This window comes from Actinoplanes sp. NPDC051633, from assembly GCF_040681735.1.
Classification (GTDB): Bacteria; Actinomycetota; Actinomycetes; order Mycobacteriales; family Micromonosporaceae; genus Actinoplanes.
Genome location: NZ_JBFAZH010000580.1, coordinates 1 through 4,977 on the forward strand (window position 1 = coordinate 1; position 4,977 = coordinate 4,977).

Below are 4,977 nucleotides of genomic sequence, written 5' to 3' on the forward strand. Positions count from 1 at the left end.
GTCAGCACGACCGAGGCGGGCCGGTCGCCCGCCTCGCGGATCGCGCGATCCAGTCTGGACAGCTCGTCCTCGCGGCCGGCGAACCCGGGGATGTCCAGCGGCAGCTGCCGTGGGCCGGCGCCGGTCGGCTCGTCGGCCGCGGCGACGAACTCGGCGCGGTCGTCGCCGGTGAGCCCGAACGCGTCGGCCAGCAGCCGGACCGTGCTGATCCGGGGCCGCGACACGCGGCCCGACTCGACGTCCCGGATGCTGCGCACGCTCAGCCCGGTGCGGGTGGCCAGCTCCTCCTGGGTGAGCCCGCGTTCCCGCCGGAGCGCCACCACCTGCCGGCCGAACAACCGCCCACCTCCTGCACCGGGTGACTGAGAGAACCGGGTGACTGAGAGACCAGCCTACGTCTATGTCCGGCCGAGCAATCTGCCGGTCAACTGCCGGTGCTCCGCCTGGCCCGGCGACGGTCCGGTCGACCACAGTTATGGGAGGAGGGCGGGGCGCCGTGGGCCGGCCGCCGGACGACGTCGGGGGCATCGGGGGACGGCGTCGGATCCGGCGGCGGCTTCCCGCGGAAGTGGTAGCGCAGCCACCTGTTCGACGCCCGGACGCGTGGGTGGGCTACCACTGATTGTTCGCGGCGGGCTCCGGGACGCGCTCTGCCGGGACCGGGTGGAAGTCGTGCCGGCGTTCCAGGGCGGAGCCCTCGACGTCCACGTTGGGCACGATGCGGTCGAGCCGGCGCGGGAACCACCAGGCCGCGCGGCCGAACAGGTGCATCAGCGCCGGCACCAGCAGCATCCGCACCACGAACGCGTCGGCCAGCACGCCGAAGGCCAGCCCGAAGCCGACCGGCCGGATGATCACCGACTCGGCGAAGATGAAGCCGCTGAACACCGCGATCATGATGATCCCGGCCGCGATCACCACCGCGCGGCCGGCCCGCAGGCCCCAGATCACCGCCGGGCGGGCGGCGATGCCGTGGGCGTACGCCTCGCGCATGCCGGAGACCAGGAACAGCTGATAGTCCATCGCCAGGCCGAACAGGATGCCGACCAGGATGATCGGCAGGAACGCCAGGATCGGGCCCGGATCGTGGGTGCCGAAGACCGCGCTCAGCCAACCCCACTGGTAGATGGCGACCAGCGCGCCGTAGGTGGCCAGCAGGGACAGCACGAACCCGGCGGTGGCGATGAGCGGCACCACGAACGACCGGAACACCACGATCATGATGATCAGCGACAGGCCGACGACCACCACGATGTAGAGCGGCAGCACCTCGGCCAGCTTGTCGGAGACGTCGATGTTCGCCGCCGCCTGACCGGCCACGCCCAGCGCGGCGCCTTCGTACCGCAGGTCGCGCAGCCGCTGCACCAGGTCGGAGGTGGACTGGCTGGACGGGCCGGCGACCGGCACGACCTGGAAGGCTGCCATCGTGCGGTCCGGCGACACGGCGATCGGTGCCACCGCCGCCACGTCGGGGGTGCCGGCGATCAGCTTGGCCGCCGCGAACTGCGCCCCGGTCGCCCCGATCTCGTCCAGGCCCGGCGGCAGTTGCGCGGTGACCAGCAGCGTGCCGTTGGCGCCCGCGCCGAACTCGCGTTCCACGGCCTTGTACGCCGTGTACTGCGTGGAGTCGGTGGCCTCGGAGGAGCCGTCGGGCAGGCCCAGCCGCAGGGACATCGCCGGGATGGCCAGCGCCAGCAGGACCGCGGTGCCGGCCAGCACGGTGCCGATCGCCCGGACCGTCGACATCGGCCGGACCGCACGCTGCGGCTCGGCCGTCGCGCCGGCCACCTCGGCCGTCGCGGCCGTCGCGGCCGTCGCGGCCGTCGCGGCCGTCGCGGCCGCCGCGGCGCGGGCCTTGCGAGTCAGCACCCGGGGACCGATCAGGCCGAGCAGCGCCGGGGTCAGCGTGACCGCCACCAGCACCGCGATGAGCACGCAGGCGGCGCCGACCGTACCCATCAGACCGAGGAACGGGACCCCGGAGACGTTGAGGGCCAGCAGGGCGACCAGCACGGTCGAGCCGGCGAAGACCACCGCGTTGCCGGCCGTGCCGTTGGCCAGACCGATGGACTCGCCGATGTCGACGCCGCGGGCCGCCTGTTTGCGGTGCCGGTTGATGATGAACAGCGAGTAGTCGATGCCGACCGCGAGCCCGAGCATGACGCCGAGCACCGGGGTCACCGATGAGAAGTCGATGACGCTGGAGAGGCCCATGGCGGCGAGGACGCCGACGGCGACACCGATCAGCGCGGTGACGATCGGCAGCCCGGCGGCGATCAATGTGCCCAGCATGACGATCAGCACGATGCCGGCGACGATCACGCCGACCACCTCGCCAGGACCGATGATCTTGGGTACGGACTGCGCGATCTCGGTGGAGAAGTCGGTCTCGACGCCGGGCACCGGGCTCGCCCGGAAGTGATTGAGCACCGCCTGCTTGGTGTCCTCGGAGAGGTCGAGCCGGTCCTTGCTGAAGCTGACCGTCACCACGGCCGTGCTGCCGTCGGCCGACACCTGGCGGATCTCGGCGGCGAGCTCGAGGATCTCGGCGCCGGCCTCCAGCTGGGCCGCCTGCGCGGCGAGCTGCTCCTCCTGCTGGTCCAGCCGCGGGTTGTCCTGGCCGGCCTGGCGAGCCGCCTCGAGCTGCTTGCGGCCCTCCTCGAGCTTCGCGCGCCCGCCGGCGATCTCCTGCTCACGCGTGGCGCGCTGCTGCTCGGTGGCGAACGGGTCGACCACCTGGGCGACATCCGGAATGTCCTGCGCGCTGCGGACCGACGCCTGGATCGCGGCACGCTGCCCGTCGGTGAAGGCGGCGCCGTTCGTGGTCTGAAACACCACGCTGCCGGAGCTGCCGCTCAGGTTCGGGATCTTCGACCGGAGCTCGTCGGTGACCCGCTGGGTCTCGGTGCCGGGGATGCCGAACCCGTTCGCCACCGGCCCTCGCCCGACCAGATAACCGGTCACCGCGAGCCCGAGGATCACCACCCAGACGGCGATCACCACGCCCGCGCGCCGCGCGGAGAAACGTCCCAACCGGTACAGCAACTCGGCCATGCTAAACACTATACGAGACGTCTCGTCTTACATTTCTGTGACTATGATGACGTTTATGTCGGCAGGTCGCAGGGGTGTCGCGCGCAGCGAGACGGCGCGGACGGCGATCCTCGAGGCGACCGCCGCGGTGATCACCCGGGTCGGTTACGACCGCGCGACCGTCGAGGGCATCGCCGCCGAGGCCGGGGTGGGCAAGCAGACCATCTACCGCTGGTGGCCGTCCAAGAGCGCGGTGGTGGTGGACAGTCTGATGGAGGGCATGATGCTCCCCCAGACGTTCGTGCCGCCGGACACCGGTGACATCGAGGCCGACCTGAGGACCTGGCTGGGTGCGATGGCCGGGTTCTTCCAGGATCCGGCGAACGCGTCGCTGCTGCGCTCGCTGGTCACCGCCACAGTGGACAACGAGGAGGTCGGCGCGCGGCTGAACGAGCGGCTCGGCTCCCCCGGCGAGATCGCGGCCCGGCTGCGCAGCGCCGAGGCGGCCGGCCAGCTGCGGCCCGGCCTCCCGGTGCGGCTGCTGAGCGAGGTCTTCATCGGGGTGGTCGTGGCCCGGCTGCTGGCCCGGTCCACGCTCACCGCCGACGACGTCCGCGACCTGACCGCCCTGGTGATGGACGGCGCCGGCGCCTCCTAGGCGGTTTCACCCGATGCGCACCACCCGCGCCCAGGCCGGCGGAGGTTCGTCGTAGCTCGGCTCGTCCGGATCCGGCGGGCGGGGGAACAGCCCTACCACGGTCCGGCACGGCGGCCTGGTCGACGGCCACGGCGTCTGCCCGTCGGTCAGGGCGACCACGACATCGGGCCGCGGCGACGACCGCAGGGCGCGGTCGAAACCCGCCCGCAGGTCCGTGCCTCCGCCGCCGACCAGGGGAATGCCTTCGGCCCGGCACAACGGGTACGCGACGCCGGCCGCAGCGTCGCACGACAGCACCGAGACCAGATCGCGCCGGCCACCCACCGCCCTGGCGATCGCCGCCACCTCGAGCAGCGCGCTGCCGAGCTCGGTGTCGCTGACCGAGCCCGAGGTGTCGACGATGACGCACACCCTCGGCGGTCGCCGGCGCAGGCTGGGCAGCACCACCCCGGGCAGCGCGGCGCTCCGGCGGGCCGGCCGCCCGTACTCGTAGTCCTCCCCCGCGCCGGCCCCTGCCGCCGACCGCACCGCGGCGCCGAGCAGGTCCCGCCACGGCTGCGGTGGGTGGAAGACCTGCTCGGCCCACCGTTGCCAGCCCTTCGGCACGTCTCCCGCCCGGCCGGTCAGCCCGTGCGCGACCCGGAACCGCACGGCGTCGCGTTCCTGGTCGCTGAGCCCGTGCGCGCCGCCGCCCGGCCCGAGGTCCCAGTCCCGCTCGAGGCCGTCGGCGCCGCTGCCGCAGTCGAGCCAGGCCATGCCGTCGGTCGCCCAGCCCAGCCGGAACTGCGACAGGTAGTCCTCCATCAGCTCGTCCGGCGCGAGGCGCAGCATGGCGGGTTCGACCGCGCCGGCCGGCTTGGCGAGCCCGTCGCCGTACACGTCGTCGTTGATCTCGAAGTCCGCCGCGATGTTCATCCGCAGCCGCTCGCCGCGGCCGGTCAGCCCGCGCCGGCGCGCGACGCGGTCGCTGCGGCCGTGGTGGTCGCGCAGCAGGTGGGACACCTCGTGCACGAGCACGCCGGCGAGCTCGTCGAGCGGCGTGGTGTCCACGAACGACGGTGACACGTAGCAGCGCCAGTGCCGGTCCACCGCCATCGTAGGGACCCGGCCGGACGGCAGCAGGTGCAGGGCGAAGAGGGCGGTGGCGAGGTACGGCCGGACCCGGGTGGCGTGCAGCCGGGCGGCATGCAGCTTGTCGGTGTTCACCCCGCCGCCTCCGAGAGCGCGATGGTATTTTATTCTAAGTATTTTTTAATTGTAAAGTATTTTTTAATTGTAGTCTTGTA

General features: G+C 72.4%; 4 protein-coding genes. 1 reads left to right on the forward strand and 3 read right to left on the reverse strand.

The window, feature by feature from the left end:
* On the reverse strand, positions 1–338 hold a 338-nt coding region (locus tag AB0M20_RS27050), incomplete at its 3' end, for a helix-turn-helix transcriptional regulator (RefSeq protein ID WP_364302855.1).
* 274 nt (positions 339–612) lie between these two features.
* The gene (locus AB0M20_RS27055) at positions 613–3,054 is read right to left on the reverse strand and encodes an MMPL family transporter (protein WP_364302857.1); all 2,442 of its coding nucleotides are present in this window, start codon (positions 3,052–3,054) and stop codon (positions 613–615) included.
* A 55-nt stretch (positions 3,055–3,109) separates the two neighbouring features.
* Between AB0M20_RS27055 and AB0M20_RS27060 the strand changes: the two genes are divergently transcribed.
* A complete protein-coding gene (locus AB0M20_RS27060; RefSeq protein ID WP_364302859.1) occupies positions 3,110–3,691 on the forward strand; it encodes a TetR/AcrR family transcriptional regulator in 582 nt (193 codons plus the stop codon).
* 6 nt (positions 3,692–3,697) lie between these two features.
* Here the strand turns inward: AB0M20_RS27060 and AB0M20_RS27065 are convergent, their stop codons facing one another.
* Positions 3,698–4,897, reverse strand: coding sequence for a VWA-like domain-containing protein (locus tag AB0M20_RS27065; RefSeq protein ID WP_364302861.1), 1,200 nt, complete (start codon positions 4,895–4,897; stop codon positions 3,698–3,700).
* Positions 4,898–4,977 lie beyond the last annotated feature (80 nt).

What these genes read in the sequence shown, in the direction of transcription:
- AB0M20_RS27055 (WP_364302857.1), bottom strand. Translation starts at nt 3,054, where the DNA reads ATGGCCGAGTTGCTGTACCGGTTGGGACGTTTCTCCGCGCGGCGCGCG.
- AB0M20_RS27060 (WP_364302859.1), top strand. Translation starts at nt 3,110, where the DNA reads ATGTCGGCAGGTCGCAGGGGTGTCGCGCGCAGCGAGACGGCGCGGACG.